Source organism: Aquimarina spinulae (assembly GCF_943373825.1).
GTDB lineage: Bacteria > Bacteroidota > Bacteroidia > Flavobacteriales > Flavobacteriaceae > Aquimarina > Aquimarina spinulae.
In genome coordinates this window covers 2,934,584-2,960,983 of record NZ_CALSBP010000002.1, presented here as the reverse complement: position 1 = coordinate 2,960,983, position 26,400 = coordinate 2,934,584, and the positions used below count along the sequence as shown (strand labels likewise).

The 26,400-nt window shown below is 33.2% G+C and carries 13 protein-coding genes; all 13 read right to left on the bottom strand.

Annotated elements, in window-relative coordinates; translation table 11 throughout:
* Nucleotides 1–19 precede the first annotated feature (19 nt).
* From NNH57_RS18535 to NNH57_RS18475, 13 genes are read right to left on the bottom strand one after another with little or no spacing between them, the layout of a single operon-like run.
* Nucleotides 20–2,425 (bottom strand): ABC transporter permease, encoded by a 2,406-nt coding sequence (locus tag NNH57_RS18535; RefSeq protein WP_108808089.1) that lies wholly within the window; start codon nt 2,423–2,425, stop codon nt 20–22.
* A 55-nt stretch (nt 2,426–2,480) separates the two neighbouring features.
* A complete protein-coding gene (locus NNH57_RS18530; RefSeq protein WP_108808090.1) occupies nt 2,481–4,907 on the bottom strand; it encodes an ABC transporter permease in 2,427 nt (808 codons plus the stop codon).
* Between the two features lie 35 nt (nt 4,908–4,942).
* Nucleotides 4,943–7,363: an ABC transporter permease gene (locus tag NNH57_RS18525; RefSeq protein ID WP_074405647.1), complete on the bottom strand. Its 2,421-nt coding sequence runs from the start codon at nt 7,361–7,363 to the stop codon at nt 4,943–4,945.
* A 59-nt stretch (nt 7,364–7,422) separates the two neighbouring features.
* Nucleotides 7,423–9,852, bottom strand: a complete 2,430-nt coding sequence (locus tag NNH57_RS18520; RefSeq protein ID WP_108808091.1) for an ABC transporter permease — start codon at nt 9,850–9,852, stop codon at nt 7,423–7,425.
* A gap of 23 nt (nt 9,853–9,875) precedes the next feature.
* A complete protein-coding gene (locus NNH57_RS18515) occupies nt 9,876–12,254 on the bottom strand; it encodes an ABC transporter permease (protein ID WP_108808092.1) in 2,379 nt (792 codons plus the stop codon).
* Between the two features lie 46 nt (nt 12,255–12,300).
* On the bottom strand, nt 12,301–14,730 hold the full coding sequence (locus tag NNH57_RS18510) for an ABC transporter permease (protein ID WP_108808093.1): 2,430 nt from the start codon (nt 14,728–14,730) through the stop codon (nt 12,301–12,303).
* A 23-nt stretch (nt 14,731–14,753) separates the two neighbouring features.
* Nucleotides 14,754–17,189: an ABC transporter permease gene (locus NNH57_RS18505; RefSeq protein ID WP_074405651.1), complete on the bottom strand. Its 2,436-nt coding sequence runs from the start codon at nt 17,187–17,189 to the stop codon at nt 14,754–14,756.
* A 20-nt stretch (nt 17,190–17,209) separates the two neighbouring features.
* Nucleotides 17,210–19,612 (bottom strand): ABC transporter permease, encoded by a 2,403-nt coding sequence (locus tag NNH57_RS18500; protein WP_108808094.1) that lies wholly within the window; start codon nt 19,610–19,612, stop codon nt 17,210–17,212.
* Between the two features lie 60 nt (nt 19,613–19,672).
* Nucleotides 19,673–22,057: an ABC transporter permease gene (locus NNH57_RS18495; RefSeq protein WP_108808095.1), complete on the bottom strand. Its 2,385-nt coding sequence runs from the start codon at nt 22,055–22,057 to the stop codon at nt 19,673–19,675.
* Nucleotides 22,058–22,098: 41 nt separating this feature from the next.
* Nucleotides 22,099–22,848, bottom strand: coding sequence for a head GIN domain-containing protein (locus NNH57_RS18490; protein ID WP_108808096.1), 750 nt, complete (start codon nt 22,846–22,848; stop codon nt 22,099–22,101).
* A 32-nt stretch (nt 22,849–22,880) separates the two neighbouring features.
* Nucleotides 22,881–23,576, bottom strand: a complete 696-nt coding sequence (locus NNH57_RS18485; protein ID WP_025665224.1) for an ABC transporter ATP-binding protein — start codon at nt 23,574–23,576, stop codon at nt 22,881–22,883.
* A gap of 31 nt (nt 23,577–23,607) precedes the next feature.
* Complete coding sequence (locus NNH57_RS18480) at nt 23,608–24,858, bottom strand: efflux RND transporter periplasmic adaptor subunit (RefSeq protein ID WP_074405655.1); 1,251 nt, start codon at nt 24,856–24,858, stop codon at nt 23,608–23,610.
* A 1-nt stretch (nt 24,859) separates the two neighbouring features.
* Entirely contained in the window at nt 24,860–26,164 is a 1,305-nt protein-coding gene (locus NNH57_RS18475; RefSeq protein WP_074405656.1) for a TolC family protein, read from the bottom strand.
* Between the last annotated feature and the right edge of the window lie 236 nt (nt 26,165–26,400).

Here is a 26,400-nt window from a genome sequence, read left to right as displayed (position 1 = left end):
TAACATAATAGCTTTTGATTTATTCTGTTCTTAAACTTTTTATTGGGTTCATCGATGCTGCTTTAATAATTTGAAAACTTACTGTTAATAATGTTAATAATAATGTTCCAATAATAGCAACACCATAAATCCACCATGAAATTTCCATTCGATAGTTATAATTTTGTAACCATTGTTCCATAAAATGATGGATAATAGGGATTCCTATCAAACAGGAAAGTAAAACAAGTACTATAGATCCGCTAGATAGGGTTTTCCAAATATTAAATTTAGAAGCACCTAATACTCTACGAATACCTATTTGCTTAGTACGTCTTTCTACAGCAAAAGAAGTTAAACCAAATAAACCAAGACAACTTATTAAAATAGCCAATAGTGTAAAAACACTAGCCAGGTTTCCTAAGCGTTGTTCTGATCTAAATTTGAGTTTATAATCTTGATTCACAAAACGGTAATCAAAATTTGCAGAAGGGACTACTTTTGCAAACACTCTTTTAATCTCAGTAATAGCAGTATTTGTATCAATATCAGATTTTAATTTTATATGCATAAAATTGACATTGCTATAACTAATGTAATAAATAGCAGGACTAGTGGGTTTATAAGGTGATTCCATAACCATATTTTCGGCAACTGCTATGATTTTTAGAGGTTCACTTTTTCCATAGGTAATATAGGTTCCTACAGGTTTCTTCAATTTCATATATTTTACAGCTGCTTCATTAACAATAAGGGCTGACGAATCTGTAGGCATTTCTCTAGAGAAATCCCTTCCTTCTATTAACTTCCATCCTACAGTTTTTCCATAATCATGGGTTATGGCCATAAGACCAAACTCGTCTTCCATTTCTGGATCTTTCCCCGGCCAATTAAATCCTCCGCCTCTATTATATATAGCAACCTGAGGAGAAAAAGATTGAGCGATTTCCTCAACCACTCCAGCATTTTTTAATTCATCACGAAGTATATTATATTTTCCAAAATAATCAGGATTGTTCATATTTAAGTATATAAGATCATTCTCATCATACCCAATAGGCCTGTCTTTGGTATACTGGATCTGTTCAAATACAATAAAAGTACCTACAGCAAGCATAATCGATATACTGAACTGGAATATTACTAAGATTTTTCTTGGAGTTTCTGCATACTTACCCATTCTAAAGGTTCCCTTCATTACTTTTATAGGATTAAAAGAAGAAAGGATAAAAGCTGGGTAGATTCCAGAAAAAAGACCTGTAAGCACTGTAAAAAACAATACGACACTCCAAAACAGCACATTACCCCAAGGTATACTCATGTCTTTTTGAGAAAGCTCATTGAACCATGGTAACGAAACCGATATCAATATTAATGCAAATAATAGTGCAATAAAAGATACTATAAGGGACTCAATCAAAAATTGATAGACAAGCTGATTTTTCTTGGATCCCATTGTTTTTCGTACGCCTACTTCTTTAGCTCTCTTATCAGAACGAGCTGTACTAAGACTTATAAAGTTAATACAGGCAAGTAATAAGACAAATATTGCGATATAAATAAAAAGCCAGACAAAAGTAATACGCCCTTTTGCAGGTATGCCCTGCTCAAACTCTGAATACAAATGCCATTTATTCATAGGGTATACAAATGGATAAAGGTTAGATTCTTTATAATTATCTACTAGATCATGTGGCCCATATTGGATATAAAAATTCTGTAAGCTTTTATTTACTTCCTCAATATCAACACCTGGCTTTAATTCTATATACATATTAAAATACCAACCATCCCATACATCTTTTACCCATTCAAATAATTTATCATTTGCTTCAAACAAATTCCAATTTGCAAAAAATTGTACATGACGAAATCTTGTATTTTTTGGTAAATCTTCAAAGACACCTTTAACAACGGCATCCATCTCATTATTAATCTTTATACTTTTTCCTATAGGGTTTTCTTGACCAAAAATGGCTAATGCAGCAGATTCTGACAAAACAATGGCATTCAATTCATCCAAGCTAGCATTCGTTCCCTTTATCATTTGCAATGAAAACATTTCTATCGCACCACTTTCAATAAATGTTCCTGTTTTCGTAGAAATTTTCCCATCATTAGAAAGGGTATGATCTTTGACCCAATCTGACCTTAAAATGTGTTTAAAATATTCTGGATATTTTTCTTTTAAGACACTCCCAAAGGTATATAACACAGAAGGATCAGTATTAATTTCATTAGTTTCAAAATTCGTCGTGTTATGGTAAATCTGTCCTATCCGATCATAATTTTTATGATACTGATTAAAAGTAAAATCATCCAATACCCATAAACCAATTATAATAACGACTGTCATTCCCAAAGCTAGTCCGCCAATATTTATGAAAGAAAACCATCTGCTTCTTTTTAGGTTTCTCCACGTAATTTTGAAATAGTTTCTAATCATGATTTTACTTTTTATATTATCCTTACCAGTTTTTAAAGACCCATAAGGATTTAAATCATTCTGTTCTTAAACTTTTTATAGGATTCATCGATGCTGCTCTGAAGCTTTTCCAACCTATAGTCATAAATGCAATTAATAGAGTTATACAGCCAGTCAGAACAAATACCCACCACTGTATTTGTATACGGTAAGCAAAATCTTGAAGCCATGTATTCATGAGATAAAACCCAAGAGGAAATGCTATCAAAAAAGAAATACATACCAGTTTCATAAAATCAAATGAGAGCATCCTGATAATTTGAGGTATGGTAGATCCTAACACTTTACGAATTCCTATTTCCTTAAATCGTTGTTCTGCTGTAAAAGTCACCAGGCCAAATAATCCCAGGCATGCTACAAAAATGGTGAGCAAAGCAAATATTCTAAGGATGGTTCCCATTTTTTGCTCTTTCAGATAGGTTTGATTGTATAATTCATCGAGCAAGGCATAGTTAAAGGGTTCATTTACTTTAAAGTCGTTCCATATATTTTCTGCTGTGGCAATTAATCCTTTCATGTCAGAAGTTTTTGCTCTTACAATAAGCCCCGAACTTGGTTCATTAATCATTATTAGAGGATCTATAGTTTGATGTAATGATTTGAAATGAAAATCTTTTACCACTCCGATTACAGAATATTGTCTTGTCCCTCCTTCATTATTTATAGACATTGTTACTGCCTGACCAATTGCATTATCGGTAAATCCTAGAATCCTGGCAGACGTTTCGTTAATAATTAAATTTCTGGTCTCTGATCCTTCATCTATGGCAAAATTTCTTCCTGCAATCAATTCCATTCCCATCGTTGGGATATAGTGTTCATCAATATTGTATACAACAGTTCTTCTAATAGCATCAGAATCCTGACCTGGATAAATACTTGACATATGATTATAAGATGGCCCTGCGGGAATATGGCCAGACATTGTAATATTGGATACTCTTGGGTCTTTAAATAACTGTTCCTTAAAAACTTCTTCATTGTTCTTTAACATCCATGAATCCCTTAATACCAGTATTTGATCTTTTTCATAACCTATATCTTTATTTTGAATGAAAGACATCTGTTGATCTACTACTATAGTTGCCAGAATAAGACCTACCGATATCGCAAATTGAAAAATTACCAATCCACTTCTTAATCCTTTACTATTACCTGTGTTGGTAAATTTGTTTTTAAGTGCAGTGATGGGGGCAAATGATGAAAGAAAAAAAGCAGGGTAACCTCCGGCCAAAAAACTAATAATGATTCCTAATATTAATAAATACATTAGTACCTGAGGGCGAAGAATATACGTTATATCTAATGCTTTTGCAGACAGGTCATTAAACAATGGTAATGAAATCATAACCAGAATTAAAGCCAAAACCATAGCTACCATAGTTGCAATAAAAGATTCTATCAAAAACTGCTTAATTAATTGGCTTTTTGGTGATCCCAATACCTTTTTTACTCCTACTTCTTTAGCCCTTTTTGATGCTGCTGCTGTAGAAAGGTTCATAAAATTGATACAGGCAATAATTAAGATAAATATGGCTATTGCTCCAAAAATGTATACAGTTTTTATATCACCACCAGGCTCTAGATTGGTAGCATCTGCAAAGTCTGAGTGAAGATGAATATCGGTCAAAGGTTGTAGGAATAATCCAATGTCATTTCCTTTTCCATTAAACTCTTCAAAAGTCATCCCCATAGATTTTTTTATCTGCGGCCCCATATACTTACGCACAATTTTTGGTAGTTTTTCTTCTACATTTTTATAATCTACACGCTCATCAAGAACAAGATAACTATGGTAACCAGATTCTATCCATTTGTGTTCTTTTGCAGCTGCAAATCCCTGCATAGATCCAAAAGCATCAAAATGAAAGTGAGAATTTGCAGGCACATCGTTAATTACTCCTGTAACCGTATAGCGTTGATTCCATTCTTTAAACTCCAAAACTTTTCCCAGAGGGTTTTCATTCCCAAAATACTTTGATGCTAATTTTTGAGTAATAACAACAGTATTAGGTTCTTGTAATGCTGTGACAGGATCTCCTTTAATGAGTGGCAATGTAAATACCTGAAAAAAATTAGGGTCAACATATGCAAATTTTTGATCTCTAAATGTGTTGTTTTTATAGGTAATTTGTGGTGTTCCGTTTGATTTAATACGAGTTGCCTGTAAAACCTCTGGAAACTCTCCTTGTAATGTATATGCAACAGGGCCTGGCGTAACAGCTTCTTTTATTAGCTCATCATTCATCTTTCCTTTTAGCACTACTCTAACAATCTGATCTGCTTTTTTATGGTGGCGATCATAACTTAATTCGTCTACCACAAAAAGAAATATAATAATAGCAGTAGCAATCCCAATGGCAAGGCCTAGAATATTAATGGTAAACAAGCCTTTGTATTTTAAAAGGGTTCTCCAGGCTACTTTGATATGATTTTTTAACATAATTGTTTGTTTCTTGATTGATTAACAACCTCCTGTTACTCGTCTCTGAGTACATCAACAGGGTTTCCGTTAGCTGCCATAAAACTCTGCCAGCTTACCGTAAGCAATGTAATACCCAGTGCCATTATACCAGCAAGTACAAATATCCACCAGCTAAGATTTGTTTTTAATGCAAAATTTTCTAACCACGAATTCATAACATACCAGGCTATAGGAATCGCAATTATAAATGCAATCCCAACCCATTTGATAAAATCAATGTTTAATAATTTCAGGATTTTAAAAATACTTGCTCCGTTTACTTTTCTAATTCCTATTTCTTTTTTACGTTGTATACAGGTATAAGATGTTAATCCAAACAAACCTAATGCTGCGATACATATTGCCAGAAGTGTAAATATCCTAAAGGCAGCACTAAATTCTTTATCATCATTATATTGGGCTTCAAACTTTTTATCCAAAAATGTATACCCAAAAGTACGTTGTGGTAGTATTTGCTTCCATTTTTTTTCTACCTGGGTAATCGCTTTGTTATATCCCACAGTAGAAGCAACAGTCTCATCAAATTTTACTAATAAATTATTACTGCTATTGCCATGTAGAATAATCATAGGATGTATCCTTTTTTTTAATCCAAAATGATGGTAATTTTCAATAACACCAGAAATTGTCCAGTCTTTTCCAAAGAATTTTATGGTTTTATTGATAGCTTCGTTTGGGTTAAAAATTTCAATTTCACGCATGCAGGCCTCATTAATTATAACTGTATTGCTATTTCCTTTGGGATTATTTATAAAATTGTTTCCAGCAAGAAATTGAATGTCTAGTATATCAAGATAATTACTGTCTGCTGTATAATTGTAAAATGGCTTTTTGTTATCTTGTGTTCCGTTGGGATATTTCAGTCCTATGAATGATGACAAATTATCATAACCGTCACCAGGGTACGTCTGAGTTCTTGCTGTACCCTGTACAAAAGGAAGTTTCTGTAGTTCTGTTTCGAGGATTTTACATTTATTTCTAGCTAGAGAATCCGACATGTTGCTTAAAAATTCGCCATGAAAAGAAATAGTTTGATTTAATTCTGCACCCATAGGTTGCTTTTGCATAAAATCTATTTGTTTGGTAATGACCATTGTGCTAATAAGCAAAACGATAGTGGCTAGAAATTGCATAACAATCAATCCTTTTCTAATGTTTAATCCACTGGCAGAAGTTCTTATCTTTCCTTTTAATGCTTTTGATGGTGAATATCCACTTAATAAAATAGCAGGATATAATCCTGCCAGAATCACACCAACTACAATAAAACCAATAATAGGTAATAACTGTATAATAGTAGAAGTCTGTATTACCAATTCTTTTCCAGTAACATTGTTATACATCGAAAGCATACTTATGGTAAGTATAATTGCTATAAGAATTGCAATACCATTTAGAACAACCGATTCTGTTAATGATTGTAAAATAAGCTGCATACGTTGTGCGCCTGCAACCTTACGAACACCTACTTCTTTGGCACGCTCTAGAGATTTGGTTGTAGATAAGTTGATATAGTTAAGCCACGATAATAACAGTACTATAAAAGCGATGGCTGTTAGAAACTTTATTCTACTGATACTACCATTAGTCTCGGCTTCATAGGGTTTATTAGAATACAGATGAATATCTTCTAGAGGTTCTATATTATATCTTTCATCTTCATCATCTTCAAAATCACTAGCAATTACTTTACTTTTCAGAAGGGCTTTATCAGCATTTTTATCAATTTTTAAGTAGGTGAAAAAATTACAATGTCCCCAGTTTAATTTTTTTTGTTCTTCTGATGCAAACCAGTTTCCGTAGGTATCAAAAGAAATCAGGAAATTGGTTTTCATGTGAGTGTTTTCGGGAATATCTTTTAAAATTCCGGTTACCGTTAATAACACTTCTTCTCCTGAATAAAACCCTGACAAAGTCTTTTTTATAGGGTTTTGCGCTCCAAATATTTTTTTAGCAAAAGATTCTGTGAGTACAATAGTATTAGGCTCTTTTAGCGCATTTTGTTTATCTCCTTTTAAAAGTGGATACTTAAATATTTCAAAATAGGTTGCATCTGCCAGAGATCCTTTGGATTCTTCAATGATTTTTTCGTCATACTTAAAAGTTACTTTATCAAAACGATGAAGACGCACATGCTCTATCACTTCAGGAAATTCTTGTTTTAATGTAGGACCGATAAGATTGGCGGTTTGTGCATCTGATGCTTCAAAAACATCACCTTCAAGAGCATCCATATATACACGGTATACATTTTCTGATCCTTCAAAAGTATCATAGCTACGTTCGTAATTCACATAAACCATGATCAAAATAAAAGAAGCAACTCCTATGGCTAATCCTAAAATATTAATAAAAGAATAGAGCTTATTCTTTAAAAGATATCTAATTGCTATTTTAAAATATAAGGTGTGCATGATATATTATTTTTAGACTTATGGTACCAAAGTTGATTCGGTATTTCTGCAATGTTTTATTATTCTGTTCGTAAACTTTTTAAAGGTTTAATAAATACTGCTCCGATAGATTGGTAGCTTATGGTTAAAATCGCTACTGCTATTGCCAGGATTCCTGCTATTAAAAATATCCCCCAACCAATGTTAATACGATATGCAAAATCTTCTAGCCATCTACTCATCATATACCAACCAATAGGAATGGCAATACCTATTGAAATGATAATCAGTTTTAAAAAATCTAATGTCAATAACTTATATATACTCTTAAAAGGGGCTCCCAAAACTAAACGGATGCTAATCTCCTTTTTACGCTGCTCTACCATGAAGGCAGAAAGAGCAAATAAACCAAGGCATGCTACAAGGATTGCAAACAAAGCAAAACTGACAAAGATCTTACCCATACGTTGTACATCTTCGTGCATTTTAGAAAAATCCTGGTTTAGAAAACTATACCTAAAGGATTGGTTAGGAACACTTGTACTCCAAATCGTTGCGATTGATTTTAATACTTCATTTATATGATCTGTTCTTAAACGTACAGAAATCATCCCTGGACTATTATTTACGGCCATTGCCAATGGCTGAATATCATTTTTTAAGGTTTCGAAATGAAAATCTTCTACTACACCAATGATGGTCCAGGAGTGTCTTCCATTAGTTATTTTTTTTCCTAAAGGATTCTCAAAACCAAAACTCTTAGCCATGACCTCATTAATGACCATAGCGTCGGTAGAATCTGAAGCTAATTCTCTTGAAAAATCTCGTCCTTTTTTTATACGTATACCCAAGGTATTAATGTAGTCATGATCTACTTCCCATCTTTGTGCAGGAACAGCTACCCCTTCATTTTCTTTCCCTTTTTCTTTAAAAGTATTTCCGTTTCTTTTGGTTCCTTCGATAGGTAAATAATCACTAACAGAAACCTGTTTTACTTCCGGTAATTTTAAGAGTTGATCCTTAAAGTTTTGTGTCTTATTTTCCAAACTTTTTGTACCTTGAATAACCAGAACTTGCTCTTTATCATAGCCCAGTTTTTTGTTCAAAATATAGTTCATCTGTTGATATATGATTAATGTACCGATGATAAGAACAATTGATGTAGTAAATTGAAAAATAACCAGGCTGCTTCTTAGTTTACCACTTTTACTACCTGTACTCAAACTTCCTTTCAATACATTTACTGGTCTAAAAGCAGAGAGGTAAAAAGCAGGATATAATCCAGCAAAAATCCCAATACATAATGCAGAAAACAGTAATACGGATAAAAACCACCATTGGCTCCATGGTACAATCAAAGTTTTTGAGGCAATCGTATTAAAATACGGCAGTAATGCCCATGCCAGTATTACTCCCAAAACAAATGAAATGATACTAAACAAGACTGATTCTGTGATGAACTGAGAAATTAAATTTCTCCTAAAAGCTCCCACGGTTTTTCGCAACCCTACTTCTTTGGCACGATTTGCTGATTTGGCTGTAGATAGGTTGATAAAGTTAATACATGCCAATAGCAGAATAAATATTGCGATGGCACCAAACAACCATACAAAACGAATATCACCATGTTTTAACCCATCGCTAATATCTGTTGATTTTAAATGAATATCGCTTACAGGCTGTAGTTTGAATTTATAGCTTTTTAAAAAATCCACTTTATCAAGCCTATTAGATTCTCTAGCCGTAGGGATCATATAGTCCTCAACAATAGAGAACATTTTTTGTTCTAATTCTCGTATGTTGGTATTATTATTCACCAAAACATAAGTGTGATAATTCTGCGCACCCCAATTATGTTTTTCATAAGGATAAAAATCTCTGCCCACCATTGTCATCAGAAAGTTATACTTAAAATGGGTGTTTTCTGGTGAATCTTTCATTACACCAGTGATTTTATAAGGTTTCTCTGTATTATTATCTAAAATGAGTGTTTTGCCAATAGCATCTCCGTTAGGGAAATATTTATCAGCTTTTGCTTGAGAGATTACTATAGTTCCTGGTTGGGATAAAGCACTCTTAGTACTTCCTTGTGCAAGTGGTATTTCTAAGATTTCTAATAACTCCTGATCGGCAAAAATGAATCCATTTTCAAAAATGTTTTCTGTTTCTCCTTCTATTCGAAGCTCTTTGTTTCCGGTACCAAAAAGTTCGCTTGTAAGAAACCTCCCTGACTTTTCTATTTCGGGAAAGTCCTTTTTTAGCGCTTTAGCAAAAGGTGCAGGATAATGAGTCCATTTAATAAGTTCACCCTTATGTATTACTTCTGTATATACCCTAAAAATTTGTTTTTCAGAAACATAATGCTTGTCATAGCTTAATTCGTCTTTAATAAAAAGTGCGATCAATACACACGCCATTATCCCAACAGCAAAACCTCCTATTTTGATGAAAGTAAACATCTTATCTTTTAAGATACTTCTCCAGGCTATTTTTAAATGATTTTTTAGCATAACTGTTGTTTTTAAATGATGATTTATTCTTTTCGTAAGCTTTTTATGGGATTCTGTAATACCGCAGAAACTATTTTGCTACTCACCGAAAAAAGCACTACAAATAAGGCTAGTAATCCTGCCATAATTAGATAGATGAATTTGACACCTTCATGATATGCAAAAACATGTATTATTTTATTTGCTATGAAATAAACCGTAATAAGCCCTAATGTTGCGGCAATACAGAATAATATCATGTACTCTCTAAGTAGTATTAGAAAAATACTTTTTGCATTGGCTCCCAGTACTTTTCGTATTGCTATCATTTTTTGTTGTGTTTTTAACGAAAAGGATACCAGACTATATAATCCAAGTACTGCCAATAGTATAGCTAATACCGAGAAAAAAATGAAAATATTGATTGTGCCTTTCAATGAGTTCAAATAACTGCTGTCTAGATTGTCATCCAAAAAGCTGAATTCAATGGGGTTTTCTGGAAAATCATTGTTAAAAAGTGTATTGACCAATGTTTGGGCTTCTGCTCTTTTATTTGAAGCTACTTTTATGGTTACATACGAGCTACCCGAACCTTGATCCATAAAAAGAATCATAGGTGGTATTTTCTTGAATGCCGTATAATCATTAAAATCTTTTACTACACCAATCACTTTTAAACGACCATTATTGATTTTCTTACCCAAGGCATTATCCCAGCCAAACAATTCTAAAGCAGTTTGGTTTATGATGCATGCGCTTTGGATATCTGTAGCATAATCTTCAGAAAAATCTCTTCCTTCTATTAGCTTCATTTGGTAGGTTTTCAAAAAATCGTAATCTATCCTGTGTGACCTAATCACAGCTTTTTCATTAGTTGTATTACCTTCCCAATCCATACTTTGTTGCCTTCCTCCACCAAATGGACCCGAATCTGATATAGAATAATTAAGAATATTAGGGTTTTGTAATAATCGTTCTCCTATTGTTTTAAGTACCTCTCTGTCTTCTTTATTGGTAACATCTATAAATGACACTAATAAATCTTCTTTTACAAATCCAATATCTCGTTGCTCTATATATTTAAACTGCTCTATAATAAGTATTGAAGTAAATACCAACGGTATCACTAATACTAATTGAAAAACAACCAGAGCTTTTCTTAGACCAGCACGGCGTTTAATAGACGAATTACCTTGAAGAAAAGAAGAAATTTTTAAGGATGTAAGAAAGAAAACAGGATATAAACCTGCCAAAATACCTGCCAGAAGTGAACCAAGCATAGCATATATAAAAAATGGCCAATCCTGACTAAAAACAATAGATAAATTCTTTCCGACAATCTTATTAAACAGTGGAAGAAACAATAGTACCAAACCTATAGCAATGATAAAAGAGATGGATACCATAACCAATGACTCGGTAATAAACTGGTATCTTAAATGGCTCTTTGTACTACCCATAACCTTTTTGATTCCTATTTCTAATTCTCTCTTCATAACCTGGGCAGTGGATGAATTTATATAATTTAACAAGCTGATTAAAGCAGTAAAAATTACAACTGCAAGAAAAAGATACAGTGTAGTAATCTCGCTCCTGTTTCCTCCTCCTCCTCTTACCTTAGACGTTTTCATATAAATATCCCTAATGGGTCTAAGGCTAAGTAGTTCCTGAATTCCATCTTCCAGCTTAAGATGATTTGTTAAAAACCCTTTTATTTTTTCTGATACCTTGCCGATTTCTGCGTTATTCCTTAGCTGAACATAAGTAGATGCATTATTTGCACCCCACCCCGCATCGAGTGTATTTCTTGTAATAGTTTTATATGAGCTAAAAGAAAGTAGGTAATCAATCTTTAAATGAGAATTATCGGGATAATCAGCAAATACGCCAGTAACTACACAGTCATATTTTTTATCGATATGTATTGTTTTTCCTATAATATTACTTTCTGGAGAAAGTTTTTTGGCTAATGATTCTGAAAGTACTATGCTCATTGGGTTTTCTAAAGAGCTGTTCTGATCACCTTCTACAAACTTTAAAGTAAATAGTTTTAAAAATTCATTATCTGCAAACAATCCATTCTTTTCATGATACATTGCATCATTAACGCCCAGGTAGTTTGCGGTAGTTCTTATACTGGTAGCATTAGTAATTTCGGGAATAGAGCTTTTTAATTCATCTGATAATATATAAGGTGTACTATCCCAAATATCACTTTGGATACTACTTACATATGTTCTTTCTATTCTAAAAAGTCTATCATAATCAGTATGAAATACATCGTAACTATTCTCATGATTTATATAAAAAAGCATAAAAATCACCGCCGATAAGCCTATGGTAAGTCCACCAATATTTACCACCGAATACCCTTTGTTTCTTTTTAGGTTTCGCCAAGCGATTTTGATATAGTTTTTAAACATAACTGTTGTTTTTTTGATATTGATAGCACCTTTAGCACTAGATGATTTATTCTGTACGCAAGCTTTTTACCGGATTAGCGGTTGCGGCTTTAAATGCCTGTACACATACAGTTAATATTGTAATACCCATAGTAATAGCGCCTGCTAAGGCAAAAATCCACCAACTAATTGAAATTCTATATGCAAAACCTTGCAACCAGTCCTCCATATAGTAATACGCTAGAGGAGTAGCTATGATTAGTGCTATGAGCACCAGTTTTATAAAATCTTTGGTAAGCATATTGATCACAGTTCCTACACTGGCTCCTAATACTTTTCGAATTCCTATTTCTTTTTTCTTCTGCTCTGCCATAAAAGAAATCAGCCCAAATAAACCTAAACAGCTAATTAAAATAGCCAAGCAAGTAAATACAATTGATATTTGACTTAGCCGTTTTTCTTCAACAAATAATTTTCCGACTTCTTTATCAACAAAAGTGTATACAAAGGGTGTACTAGGGTTTATTGATGTCCAGCTACGATCAAGATTAGCTAACAAGGTTTTAAAATCTGTAGTTTCTGTTTTAACGATAAGCCATCCTGGTTCATTATCATTAAAAAGTAAGATAGGAGCTATTGATTCTTTTAGAGAGGCAAAATGGTAATCGGTTACAACCCCTACGATCTCATATACCGAAGTTTCTCCTTCATACGTCTGTATCAATTTAGAACTTAATGCATTATCTATATCAATATTAAAAGCATCAATAGTAGCTTTATTAACGATAACCTGAGTACTATCATTAGCACGTAAATCACGACCAACAAGCAGCGGTGTTCCTACGGTTTTAAAATAATTATCACTAACACCATTATATTTAACCAATGTCTGATTTGCAGGATTTTCTCCTGGGAGATATAGTCCTAAATCATTCATTATATATTCTGATGGATAGTGATTACTACCTGCAACATCGGTAACTCCAGATACTGTTGATACTTGAGATCGTAATGCATCAAACTTCCCTATCGCTTCATCGGTTCCTAAGCGAATTGCAATAAGGTTTTCTTTATCAAACCCCATATCTTTGGTTTGTGAATATTCTACTTGCTTATTCACTATTATTACCGTAGCTATCAAGGTGATTGATACGATAAACTGAAAGACAACCAATGCCTTGCGGAAGTTTCCACTACCTGTTGATACATTAATGGTGCCTTTAAGTACCTTAACTGGTTTGATAGCCGATAAGATCAAAGCTGGATACGCTCCGGCAAATAACCCACTAAATATACTTAATGCCAGTAAAGGCATTAAAATTTTCAAATCAAACAAAGCGGTGTAGTGTATATTTCCCTTAGTAAGTATATTCACAAAAGGTAACACTAAAGCTGTTATAGGAATACTTATCACTAAAGCAAATAGAGATAGTACTATTGATTCTCCTAAAAATTGACGTATTAAGGATCCTCTATTTGCGCCTACCGCTTTTCTTACTCCAATTTCTTTGGCGCGTTTATTTGCCCGTGCCGTACTTAGATTAATGAAGTTAATACATGCCACTACCTGAATAAATAGAGCAAGAATAAGTAGTAGATATAAATATTGAATATTCGAGACGGTATCAATCTGATTAGAGATTCCTTTAGAGTAAAGGTGAATATCTTTAACTTTTTGCAACAATAACGCTTTATCAAAGCCCACCGCTGCCAAATTTTGTGCTCCGCGATTTTGCAAAAATGCAGGTAGTTTTTCTTGCAGTTGCTTCTCATTAGACCCAGGAAGTAATTTTACATAGCTATGTACAAAATTCTGAGTTGCAAAGTTTTGTTCATTTCTGACAAACTCTCCCAACCCAGGAGAATTCATACTTAAAATATAATTTGGATTAAGATGAGATTTTGCATCATTATCGTCAAAAACTCCTGTAATGGTCAAAATTAATTCATCCTCACCACTGCCTAGAACTAGATTTTTGTGTAAAGCTTGTTCTGATCCGAATAATTTTTTGGCTAATGTAGCAGAAAGAACAACAGTATTAGGGTTTACTAGTGCACCAGTAGCGCTACCTTCTTTAAAAGAATAGCTAAATAGTTTAAAAAACGTTGGATCTGCCAAATAACCGCGAGATTCGAAATAGCTTTCTTTACTATCCTGAACTCGCAACAGTGCATCATTACCTTCACCAAAGTATACAATTCGACATGCTTCTATTACTTCTGGAAAATCTTCTTTTAAAGCAAAAGCTATAGGAGGAGAACTTGTAGCTGCATTAAAATCAGCACCACCATTACCATTACCAGTAATTACAGTTCTTATTCTATAAAGAGATTCTGCATCTTCATGATGTGTATCATAACCCAATTGAGCAAATACAAATACTATGATACTTAGACAACAAACGGTACCTACAGTAAGACCTAGTAAGTTTATACATGTCTGAAGTTTATTTTTTGTAAGATTTCTCCAAGCTATTTTTAAGTGATTTTTTAGCATAACTGTCGTTTTTTGATGATAATTTATTCTGTTCGCAAGCTTTTTACTGGATTGACAATTGCTGCTTTAATACTTTGATAGCTCACAGTCAATATCGAAATCCCGACGGCAAGAAAAGCTGCGATAATCAATACCCACCAACTAATTTCTATTCGGTATGAAAAATCTTCTAGCCACTTACTCATTGCAAACCATCCTAATGGTAGAGATATCAATATTGCTATCCCAACGAGTTTAAGAAAATCAATGGTAAGTCTATATGTTATTTGACTTACACTAGCACCTAGTACTTTTCTTACTCCTATTTCTTTGGTTCGTTTTTCTGCATTAAATGCAGCCAGACCAAATAGTCCAAGACAAGCAATTAGAATAGATAGAATGGTAAATATGATAAAAATTCGACCCAATCGTTGTTCTGCTTGATAAGTCGTATTGAAAGATTCATCCATGAAATAATAATCGAAAGGCTGATCTGGAGATATTCTGTTCCAGATAGTTTCAATTTGCGCTATAGTATTAGAGAAATCTCCGGCATTAAGTTTTACTGCCATTGATCCAAGACTATTGTTCAGCGAAAGGCTCAACGCATCAATATCTCTTCTTAAAGATTCGTAATGAAAATCCTTAACAACTCCTACTACAGTTCTAAATATAACTTCACCTCCATCATAATCCGATGATAATCGTATCCCAAGTGCTTCTTTTGGTGTTACTCCTAAAACAGCTACAGCCGATTCATTAAGAATCATGGCCGTAGAATCTGTACTAAATTGTCGATTAAAATCACGTCCTGCAATGATTTCTAAATTTAGAGTTGACACATAATCAAAATCAACATTCCAATCACTCATATTGATTGCTTTTTCATGATCATTTTTTAACCCTTCTCTATAAAATGTACTATTACCTCGAAATGAAGGTGTTGGTAAAAAGCCACTTACCGATGTATTTTTTACCTGAGCTAATTGCTGTACTTCTTCTTTAAACGATGCTATTTTGTTTTCGGTAGCATACACATCATTTATAATTAAAACCTGATCTTTTGTAAATCCCAAATCCTTGTTTTGAATAAATTTTAATTGTTGAAAAACAACCAGAGTACTTATAATCAAAAACACAGAAATAGCAAACTGAAAAACAACCAAGGAATTTCTTATTTTTCCTCCTCCTATACCATTTTCGGTTATACCCTTTAATGCCTGTATAGGCTTAAATTTTGACATAAAAAATGCAGGATAACTCCCCGAAAAAAGACTTAATACTATTACTGAAACCAGCAAAATCAACCAGAAAAAAGGATTGGTAAACGGTATGGAAATTTCTTTCCCTGCAAGTTCATTAAAAAAAGGAACCGAAATTGAAGCTACTATAATGGCTAGTACTAATGACATAAAAGAAATCAACCCAGATTCTATCAAAAACTGTCTGATGAGCTCTGATTTATTAGAACCTAATGTCTTACGAACTCCTACTTCTTTTGCCCTCTTAAGAGAATGCGCAGTAGATAGGTTCATGAAATTAACACTTGCCAGAATAATCAAAAATAATGCGATAAAAGAAAGAATATAAACGTTTTGAATATCACCATTTGCACTTAATTCTGGATACCTACTAGAATGTAGATGAATATCTGTTAAGGCTATGGTGCTAAAATTAAGATAATTTCCTGAAGCCAAAAATTGCTCTTCTGTTATCCCTGGGGAATATTTTTGTACTCCAGGAATTACATAATCTCTTAATGCAGATTCTAAAAAAGTATCAAAATCTTTGATATCTGCACCCGGTTTTAACTTAATAAAAGTTGGATAATTATGGTTCCCCCATTCGGTAGAGGTAGCATCTTCATATCCGGCCATCGCAATAAAAATATTGTGGTTTCTAATGAAAGAATTCTTTGGCATATCATCTATAACACCTACTACTGTATATGTATCCCTATTGTCTAATATCACATTTTGTCCTAAAGCTTCGTTTATCCCAAAGTGTTTTTCTGCTGCAGTTTTGGTTAGGATCAAAGTATTAGGTTCTTTTAGAGCTGTCTTGGGGTTTCCTACCAACAAATCAAAACCAAACATTTCGAAAAAAGTGGTATCTACATAAGCAGCTCTTGTTTCTTTTATATTTAACTCGGTATCACTTTTTCTGATAAACACACTCCTCAAATTCCTAAATCGTGTGGCCATTTCTATCTGTGGGTAATCTCTTTTCATAGCTTCGGCCATAGGAGCAGATACTTCTGCATATTCTTCGGCGTTTCCTCCAAATTTTACATCTACATTTATCCTATAGATCCGATCAGCATCTGCAAACATCTTATCAAAACTCAATTCATCGTAGATGTATAATGAAATCAGTAGTCCACCTACCATACCAATTGCAAGACCAAACGTATTTAGAAAAGTAAAAAAGGGTTGTTTTTTTAGATTTCTCCAGGCTATTTTTAAGTGATTTTTAAACATAACTATCGTTTTTTGATGATTTATTCTGTTCGCAAGCTTTTGATTGGGTTTGTTCTAGCCGCTTTAATGGCATGAAAACTAACTGTCATTAATGCTATTGTTAAGGCCAAGAATCCTGCTAAGGCAAAAACCCACCAATTTACTTCCACTCTATACGCATACACATTAAGCCATTTATTCATCGCATACCAAGAAAACGGTGTAGCAATAAGAATTGCAATGCCTACTAACTTGATAAAGTCTTTAGATAAAAGCGTTACTATACTTGTAACCTCGGCACCTAATACTTTTCGAACGCCTATTTCTTTAGTTCTTTGCATAGCACTATAAATGGCTAAGCCTAATAAACCTAAACAAGCTATTAGAATAGCTAGAAATGAAAATATGGTAAATAGTTTCTTAAACTTAAAATCAGCTTCATACTGTGTATTAAAAGAGTCATCTAAAAAACTATATAAAAACGGACGATGAGGAACTAAAGCAGACCATTTATCTTCTATATCTTTAATAGTCGCCTGAAGATTTTGAGATTTTATTTGTAAAGAAAAATACCTACTACTCTCAGGTTCTAATCGTAATGTTAAGGGGGCTACTTCTTGGTGTAAGGATAAATAATTAAAATCTTTTACTACCCCTATAATTGTACCTTCTTTGCCCCATTGTTCAAAACGTTTTCCTATAATTTCTAATGGATCTGCATATCCAAAACTTTTAGCTGCTGCTTCATTAATAACCATAGAAGAAATAGTATCTGTTGCAAAGTCCCTTGAGTAAGCTCTACCAGCAACTACTTCAATATCATAATGAGGTATAAAATCAACATCAACTTCATATAAAAAAGGACTAAAAGATTTCATTGGACCCTCTTTGGTTTCTATATTGGTTCCTGCTGCCGGGAAATGGCCTCCAGGGACTGTTCTTGAAGCTGAAACTGAACTAATATCTGGATGATTTAAAAATTCACTTTTAATGGTTTCTATGTTATCACGTACTTGACCATCCCAATTGAAATCAATAACCAACTGTTGCTCTCTATCAAAACCCAGATTCTTATTTAGCATATAATCCAATTGAGAATATACTATTACAGTACTTGCTATTAAAGCGATAGAAAGACTAAATTGAAATACAACAAGCCCTTTTCTTAGGTTAACTCCTTTTTTTGAAGTTCTAAAAACTCCTTTAAGTACACTTGATGGTTTAAAATTAGACAATATAAAAGCGGGGTAACTTCCTGCTAATATTCCTGTAACTAATGCCGTTCCGAAATACAATGAAAGTGTAATGCCATTAAAAATCTCATTGACTAAAAATTGCTTTCCTGTTATAGTGTTCATCCAAGGAAGACATATAATAACCAATACCAAACCTATTATTGCGGATAAAAAAACCATAAGCAATGACTCTCCTAAAAACTGATAAATCAAGCTTTTTTTATCTGCTCCAATTACTTTTCTTACTCCAACTTCTTTTGCTCTTTCTAGCGAACGGGCAGTAGCAAGGTTCATAAAATTAATACAAGCAATTATAAGTATGAAAAATCCAATAATCACAAAAATGTAAATATTAGATAAATTACCTGTTATCCCTGGTTGTCGAGCAGCGCTGGAACTTAAATATGTATCTTTTAACGGTTCGAATGAAATGTTATAATAATATTCACCTTCTTCAGAAGGTCTGTTTTTTTTCAAAAATCCAGGTATCTTGGCTTGAAACGCTGCTTGGTCAAAATTATCTGCTACCAAAAAATAGGTATAAAAATCTACATATCCCCAAGCATCAAAAATATCGGGTCTAGTTTGATGAAAAGAGCTCATAGACATGAGTATATCAAAAGAAAAATGTGAATTAGAAGGCACATCTTTCATTATACCAGTAACTGTGTAGAGGCCATCACTAGCTCTACCTCCAAAGCCATTGATGCTTTTACCCATAGGATCTTCATTACCAAAATATTTTTTTGCTATACTTTCGGTTAATACTATAGAATATGGTGCTTTTAAAGCTGTATTTGGGTTTCCTGAAACTAAAGGCCAACTAAATACATCAAATACCGTTGGATCTACATAAAAACAGTTAGCTTCTTGAAAAGAACGTTCGTTATAATTTAATAAAACATCGGATCTTCCTGAAAATTGAACTTTTTCAACAACTTCTGAAAAATCATTTTTTAAAGCTGGCCCTACTGGTGCATTCCCCCATATCCAACCACCTTCTATATCATCTTTATTACTATGGTGAACTACTCTATATATATTATCAGCATTTTCATGATAACTATCATAAGAAAGTTCGTTCCTTATAAACAACGTTATAAGCAAAAAGCAAGTCATTCCTATAGCGAGACCTCCTATATTTATAACAGAATATCCCTTGTTTTTTAATAGGTTTCTCCAAGCAATTTTTAAATAATTCTTAAACATAATATATCATCTATTTTCAAAAACTGTCAGGTACAAAAAACCAAACAGGTTATTAATTGTTTATTCTATTCGTAAACTTTTTATAGGGTTAACAGTAGCCGCTTTTATAGCTTGATAGCTAATAGTAACCATAGTAATTATAGCAGTTGCTCCTATGGCCAGTGCAAAAACCCACCAATCAATTGTTATTCTATATTTATAATTTTCAAGCCAATTATTCATAACATACCAAGCTAGCGGTGATGCTACTATGCCTGCAACAAAAATTAGTTTTAAGAAGTCCTGTGTGAACAATAATAAAATGTCTCCAACTTTACCTCCCAGGACTTTTCTAATTCCAATTTCTTTCCTTCTTTGAGCTACGAAAAAAGAAATCAATCCATAAAGCCCCAGACAACTAATAAAAATAGCTAATCCCGAAAACAACTTTGACATCAGTAAAAATCTTTGTTCTTCCTGATACTGTTGGGCTACACGCTCATCCAGAAAATCAAATTCATAGATATATTTTGGAAAAGTCTCTTTCCAAAGTCTTTCTATTCCTTCTAAAGTGGCTTTAGCATTTTGGCTATAAACTTTAATAGCTAATTCGTTATATGCATTAGATTGAGGAGCAATAAATACAGGACTCTTTGTTTCATGAAAATTCCTATCATGAAAATCGGCAACTACTCCTACAATGGATGCTTTAATTGTAGCACCGTTGAACTCTACTTGTTTGCCTATTAATTCTTGGGAATTTACAAGGCCTAATTTCTGAGCAAGTTTTTCGTTCACAACGACTTCTGAGATCGAGTCTGTACGATAAAAATTACGCCCAGCAACCAGTTTAAGATTAAATGTATTAAGGTAATCTTTATCCGCTAATTTTGCTGAAATTGAAAATTCTTCAACTTCAGGTCTATTATTATATCGTACCCCTGTACCCCAATTATTACTTGAGGCTCCAGGGCTCGCTAAACAAGCCGTATTATTCTTCACCCCAGAAAGAGTATTGATTCGTTCTTGTAAACCTTCTAACTTTACGGTTTCTATATCTTCAGGAATTTCTACAATCACAATAGATTCTGTATCGAATCCTAGATCTGCATTTACGGCATAGCTAATTTGTTTTCTGATAATAATAGTTGCGACAATAAATATGATAGAAATTGCAAACTGAGAGGTGACCAATACTTTTCGAGTTAATTTTCCGCCTGTATCTTTCTGCGTAAGTTTTCCTTTTAATGCCAAGGTTGGGAGAATACGTGCCAGTATAATTCCTGGATAACTACCTGCAAAAAGTGAAACACCTATCAACAACATCAATACAAACCCTACTACTTTAACATTAAGCAAAGAGGTTATAGAGAGATCTAAATCAAAAAGTTCGTTAAAAGCCGGCAATACCAATATGGCAAATACCAAACCTAATATTATTGCAAAAAGACTAATGATAAATGTTTCTGAAATAAATTGCCAAAAAAGATGTTGTCTGAAGCTTCCTAATACTTTTCTAATTCCTATTTCTTTAGAACGAGTATAAGCTTGTGCGGTAGAAATATTAATAAAATTAATACAAGCAACTATAATGATAAAAAGGCCTATTAACCCAAAAACCCAAAGTAGGTTTACATTGATTCCTCCATACTTATTATTGAAATGAATATTATCTAATCGTTGTAGTTTATAACGGTGTACATTTTTATTTTTAGGGCGGTTTTTTGATACCAGTGATATTAATGTGTTTTCAATTTTGGCAATATCCTGATTAGGGCGAAGTAACACAAAACATTGCAATGCATTACTAATCCCTCCCCATGAATTACTGGATAAAAATTGATCATAACTCTTTAAAGTCTTATACGAAGGAAAGACTGTTCCCTGAATTACTGTTGTTTTTGGCAATTCTTTTAATACTCCTATTACTTGAATGGTTTCTTCATTTTCTAAAACGAATGTTTTTCCTAAAGCACTTTCTTCTCCAAACATTTTTTTAGAAAAGCTTTCAGTAATATAAGCTGTGTTTGGTTCTTCCAGGCTATGATCTCCTAGTTTTTCAATTAATGGAAAATTTAATATCTCGAAGAAATCAGGTTCAGCAAAAACTATATCTTCATGAAAACGCCTATTAGACCTATAATCTGTACCATTAACCTGCCAATGCTGTCTTACTGATATTTTGGCAACTTTTTCTGCATAATCATAATCTGTTTTAAAGCTCTGAGCAAAACCTGGCGGTACACTTGCTTCATAATCGACATCATCCCGATGTTCCTCGGTTACAACTCTATAAATACGATCAGAATTGTTATGAAAATTATCATATTGAAGATGGTGGCTTACAAATAGAAAAATTAAGATTGCACATCCAAAACCAAGGGTTAACCCCAAAATATTGATAGCAGCAAATACTTTTCGTTTACGAAGAGTTCTCCAAGCAATTTTCAAATGATTTTTTAACATAACTGTCGTTTTTTGATGTTAGGTTTTGATTGGTCTGATGTTTAATTTATTTTATGAATAGTTGCTTCGCCTAAAATTATTCCTTTATTTATCGAAGGGTTCCCATTATAAGCCACAGTTGCCTCTCCGTAAGCCGTAACTTTTAAATGATCTGAGACTTTTACTCTAAAATTACTTTCGCCATATGCTGTGATCTTAGTATTTTCGTTAATCATCCCTAAAGTGTTCACTTTTCCTTCACCATACACTGTATATTTTTGATCATTTACACTACCTTCTTTAATTTCCAGGTAACTTTCTCCATAAATAGAAACACGTAATGAGTTTACTTTTAATGAATTCATCGTTATTTTAGATTCTCCATAGATTTTTAATCTGAAGTCATCTCTTTTTATTGGACTTTTACATTCAATTATTTCTTCTCCTCGTATTGAAAGTTCTCTGAGTTGAGTATATGTTATAACAGCAGTTACCATGGTTCCTTTATAGATAGGTTTCTTTCTCTCCCACCCATTTTCGTTTGCTTTTACTGTTTTGGTTGTTGTTTTGGCTCCATCCAAATACATACGAAGTGTATTTCCTGCTACCTCGATATTAATTTTTTCCTGTGGTACACGTGTGTTTTCGATCATAACACTTTCTTTTTCACCTTCAATAAAAATCACCTGGATATGTGGACTTATAATTACTTTATCAAAATGTTGTACAGCTATTGTTTCTGATTGAGCCTGGCATAGATTGATACAAAAAAGTAATATTGCGATTGCTATGTGGTATAAATATTTTATCATGACTTTGGTTTTAATGGTTTATTTAATGAGTATTATCCATTAACCTTAAAAGGTTTGTTTTGGCTTTCGGTTACAATTTGTCCGTCAAACAGATTAATAACTCTATGCGCATAATGCGAATCTCTGTCTGAGTGTGTTACCATAACAATGGTAGTTCCTTCCTGATTAAGTTCGGTAAGCAAGTTCATAACCTCGATACCATTTTTAGAATCAAGATTTCCCGTAGGTTCATCGGCCAGGATAAGCTTGGCATTAGTTACTACGGCTCTGGCAATAGCAACTCGCTGCTGCTGCCCTCCTGATAGTTGCTGTGGGAAATGTTTTTCGCGATGAGCAATTTTCATTCGTTCTAATACCTGTTTTACTTTTTGCTCTCGCTCGCTCTTTTTCATATTAAGATAAATCAAAGGGAGCTCTACGTTTTCAAAAACGGTAAGTTCATCAATCAAATTAAAGCTCTGAAATACAAATCCAAGGTTTCCTTTTCTAATTTTGGTACGTTGATTTTCTTTCAATCCACCTACTTCCTCACCATTAAAGTGATAATACCCTTCATTAGGGTTATCCAACATACCAATGATATTGAGTAAAGTAGATTTCCCACAACCCGATGGTCCCATTATGGCTACAAATTCTCCTGCTTCAACTTTTAGATTTACATTATTCAATGCCAGAGTTTCGACTTCCTCGGTTCTAAAACTCTTTTTTATGTTCTCTATCTGTATCATTTTTTGATTGATTTTATTTTCTAAATGCTATTTATTTTAAAATTATTTTTTCGGCGTCTCCAAAACTATCATAGTTTGAAGTAATTACTTTTTCTCCTGCTTCCAGTCCTTCGAGTAATTCATAATATCTCGAGTTTTGTTTTCCTATACGTATGGCTCTTTTCCATGCTACTTCGCCCGAAGCATCTACAACAAAAATCCATTGCCCTCCGGTACTCTGGAAAAAACTTCCTCGAGGTAGTAAAAGTGCATCATTTGATGCTCCTAGTTGCAGTTTTATATTATAGCTCTGCCCTGTTCGTATAGTTTCGGGTTTTTGATCTGCAAAAACCAGGTCTACTTTAAATTTCCCGTTGCGTACCTCGGGATATACTTTACGAAGACGAAGTTGATATTCTTTACCATTACGATCTAACACCCCGGTTAAATCTCTTTTTACTCTATCTATATAATGCTCGTCTATCGTTGCCTCTATTTTATAATCTGTTAATACATTTATCTGCCCTATGCGTTGTCCCTGTCTTATGTTTTGACCTATTTCTGCATCTAAAAATCCTAATTGACCATCGGCAGGAGCTCTTACATTTAGATGATCCAAACGTTCATACACCATAGAAAGTGTTTTTTGCATACGCTCAAGATCGGTATCTAATCCTGATAAAGAAGTAGCTCGAAGAGATTTATCTTGTTCTGTTTGAAGCTTAATTATTTCATGTCGTTTTTTGGATAACTCATAGTTTTCTTTTGAAATTAGATATTCTTCCCGAGAAATCAATTCATCATCGAACAAAGCCTTACTCTGTTCATAATTTCGCTTTAGTTTTTGTAATTCATATTCTGAGCTTACCAGATCTTTTTGGCCTTCTACTTGTCTAGAATCAAAAGTCAACTTTGTAGAACGAAGGTCATTCTGTTTCAATGCTAAATTACTTTCACTAGCCAAAATCTGTTCATAAAGAGCACTATTTTCTAACCTTAATATAATATCTCCTTTTTTTACCATCGCTCCTTCTTCGATAAGCTTTTCTGTTACTCTACCTCCTTCATAAGCATCCATATAAATTGTACTTATTGGGGCTACTGCACCATTAATGGTAATATAATCATCAAATTTCCCAAAAGAAACTTCTGCTATCGACAATTTTTCTTTTTCTGTTCTAAATGTAGCTGCCGAGTTTCCGAATACCATTTTCCAACCTACAAAAAACAATACTATACCTATAGCAATGTATCCATAATGTTTAGGTCTTAACCCTTTTTTCTTTTCAATTTTTATATCCATTTTATTGTGCTCTATTTATATTAAAAACAGGTAATCCATTATAAAAATCCAATGTGCTTTCGTTTACTTTTAAACGTAATTGTACCTGTAGGTTTTCGTTTTGTGAGTTGGCTAATAAGTTTTTAGATTGGTTAAGTTCTATAGCACTTATCAATCCTTTTTCATATCTCTTTTGTGCTATCTTAAAAGTTAATACCTGTGCGTTCATTTTTTGCGAACTCTGTCGATATTCTGAACGTAGTGCATCTCCTTCCTGAACAAGTTGTTGTATTAGCTTAAACAGTTCTTGTTTTTGAATATCAAAATTATTGTCTGCTCTCATCATTTCTACCTTTTGCTGTTTTACACGTGACCGATTTGACCACCCATTACTGATAGGAATGTTAAGCGAAACTCCAACATATTTTGAGACATTATCTTTAATCTGATTTTTAAAAGAGATAACTCTTCCTGTATTGTCATTAACATTAGTTTCAAAATATCCTGTTTGATATCCTGCAAAAAAAGACAGAGAGGGGTACAAGCCTCCTCTGGCTATGGCTAATTGCTTTTTGGCTGCTTTTGCTTTTAACTCTTGTGCTTTTATGATAGGAACAAAAGTTGCAGCTTTACTGTAAATAGAATCTCTATTTGCTTTAAAAATATCTACATTATCATCGGCTTCTATAAGAGAAGATTGAATAGAAATAGTAGTAACATCTTCTAAGTTCATTTCTTGTATAAGTTTAAGTTTTGCTGCTGCTACATTATTCTCATTTTGAGTAACCAATAATTGATCGGCTAATAAAGCTGATTCTGCTTCGTACAAATCTGCTTTTGCTTTTTGACCAAGTTCTACTTGTCTTTTTACAAGTGTATAATTAGTAGTGGATACTTCTTCCTGTTCTTTAGAAATGGTTAAAAGCCCTTCCATAAACTGAATATCATAAAAAGCAGACATTACTCTAAATGCCAATAGATATTTTTGATGTAGTGCTTCTTCATTCGCTGCTTTATTCAAAAATTTTGAAGCTTTGATTGTGTTTATTTTTTGAAAACCTCTAAACAAATCAATTTCTGCATTCAACCTATAATTATTAGAGAAAAAATCAGTGTTTACAATATTGTTATTATTGGGATCTACCGATCTTCCATATCGAATATTATAATCTGAAAATGCATTGATACTTGGCAATAAATTTCTTACCGATTGCCGATATGTTTCTTTGTTAGCATCCTGATTGTATTTAAAATCCTTGAGTTGTAAATTATGATCTACAGCATAGGCTACACAGTCATCTAATGACCATGATTCTTGAGAATACATCGTATTTGATATCAAGATCAAGAGAAAATATAAGATTTTGTTTTTAGATTTTATCATTTATAAACACTTAAATAACGTTTTGATGCCAAACCATAACCTAATGCCGTGCCAAAAACACAAAACATTACATATCAATACGTTAACCTAAAAAGCATTTATATTGAATTTTTAAAATGTAAAATTATTATACAAATAGTGTCAAATAATTTTACACCTCTATAGGAGTACTGTCTCAA